Source organism: Leeia oryzae DSM 17879, from assembly GCF_000376945.1.
In the GTDB taxonomy this organism is placed as follows: domain Bacteria; phylum Pseudomonadota; class Gammaproteobacteria; order Burkholderiales; family Leeiaceae; genus Leeia; species Leeia oryzae.
In genome coordinates, this window is sequence record NZ_AQXU01000002.1 from 1 (window position 1) to 2,097 (window position 2,097).

1 protein-coding gene and 1 pseudogene are annotated in these 2,097 nt (G+C 55.1%); both read left to right on the top strand.

Annotated features, from left to right (window positions below; genetic code table 11):
* Positions 1–266 (top strand): annotated as a pseudogene (locus F552_RS20745) (methyl-accepting chemotaxis protein); the annotation flags it as partial.
* A 131-nt stretch (positions 267–397) separates the two neighbouring features.
* A partial coding sequence (locus F552_RS20885; protein ID WP_018149665.1) for a hypothetical protein occupies positions 398–2,097 on the top strand: 1,700 nt, incomplete at its 3' end.

Below are 2,097 nucleotides of genomic sequence, written 5' to 3' on the forward strand. Positions count from 1 at the left end.
TTACGCAGATGGACGATGCAACCCAGCAGAACGCTGCGCTGGTAGAGCAGGCAGCGGCAGCGGCCGAGAGCCTGGAAGAGCAGGCACAAAGCCTGTCGACAGCGGTTGCCGTGTTCAAGCTGGAGAGACGTGCCGATCACCGGAGTGTGGCACCTGCCGCACGGACAACGGGTCAGTATGTTGCGCCCGCCCGCAATACCGGCAGCAAGCCCAAATTGCCTGCACTTAATAGTGATGGTGCAGATGGTGATTGGGAGGAGTTTTAAGCCGCTTTTGCGTTAGGTTAAAGAGGTATGACCTGCCAGATGTTAATCTGGCAGGCATGATTTATTGGACATTCGATTTACAGATGTAGTTGTTTTACAGTTGCAGTACAGGGTAGACAGGAACAATGGAAATGGCAGATAAAAAATCAAGCACTCTCAGACAACGACTCATACAGTTTGGCGGCGGTATTTCTGCGCTGCTGGTGCTGTTGTTGATCGCCGCATTATTTGTGCTGAACCGTCTGGATAGCCATATTTCCGAGGACTACCCCAATTCACACAGTTTTACGGAGCAAGCTCTGCTGGCCCGGTTTCATACGGTACAGGTTCAACAATTCCTGACAGATGTCAGTGCGACCAGCGATCCGGACGGATTTACGGATGCCAAATCCAACTATGAGGAGTTGCTGACAGCCCTGACCGGGATTCAGCATGTGCGTCCGGATCTGGCATCACAGGTGGCTGATATTCGCCAGTCTGCCACCGAGATGTATCAAACCGGGGTGCAAATGGCGCAAGTGTACCGGGCTCAAGGGCAGGCGGCGGGCAATGCCTTCATGAAGCGGCCAAGTACCGGCTTTGATGACCGGGTCGAAGCGCTGACCAAAAAGCTGGAAGCACTGGATACGCTGGCAGACCAGAACCTGAAAACGGTTCAGCAAGGTTCCATTGACGAATCCTTCAAGATTCGCTGGGGGCTGATCGGTGGTTTGGCCCTGATCGTCTGCATTTTTATGTGGGCAACCCGCCAACTGTATCTGCAGATTCTGAATACCCTGGGTGGAGAGCCTGCCATCCTGGCGGAAGCCGCGACGCATGTGGCCGAAGGCAACCTGACCTTTGAACTGCCAGTCAAAGCCGGAGACACAGACAGCGTGCTGGCGAGAATGAAAGACATGCAAGACGGTTTGCGGAAGGCCGAGCACATGGCAGTAGAAAACGCCCAGATCCGTCAGGCACTGGATGCCGTGTCAACCAGCGTCATGATTGCCGATGCCAATCGCAATATCATCTACATCAATGATGCCCAGCGCAACATGCTGTCCAGCCTGGAAGGTGAGCTGCGTCAGGAGCTGCCGCAGTTCAGCATGGCCAGCGTGGTTGGCAGCAACATTGATATTTTCCACAAAGTTCCGCAAAAGCAGCAAGACATCCTGTCCAGACTCACGTCTACCCATACCGCCAATATTCTGGTCGGGCATCTGCATTTCCGTCTGACCATGAGTCCGATCACGTCCACGGACGGGCGTCGCCTGGGTACCGTAGTCGAGTGGTCGAACCGCACCACCGAAGTGGCTACCGAGCAAGAAATTTCCGGCGTGATCGCCAAAGCCGCAACCGGCGATTTCAGTGCCCGCATGAGAACACAGGGGAAAGAAGGATTCTTTGCCGTATTGGCTGAAACCACCAACCAGCTGCTCGACAATACCGAAAAAGCACTACAGGAAGTCGAAAATGTCTTTGGTGCCCTGGCCAAAGGCGATCTGACCCAACGCATGGAGAGTAACTTTGCCGGCACACTGGGCCGCCTGAAAGACAATAGCAACCAGACCATCGACCGGCTGACAGACATCGTGCTGCAGATCAAGGAAGCGACCGATACCATTACCATGGCTTCCAAAGAGATTGCCGCCGGTAACCAGAACCTGAGTCAGCGCACGGAAAGCCAGGCCGCCAGCCTGGAAGAAACCGCGTCCAGCATGGAAGAGCTGACCGGCACGGTAAAACAGAACGCCGATAACGCCCGTCAGGCCAACCAGCTGGCACGTGGCGCATCCGATATTGCCGTCAAGGGCGGCGTGGTGGTGGGTCAGGTTGTCCAGACCATGGA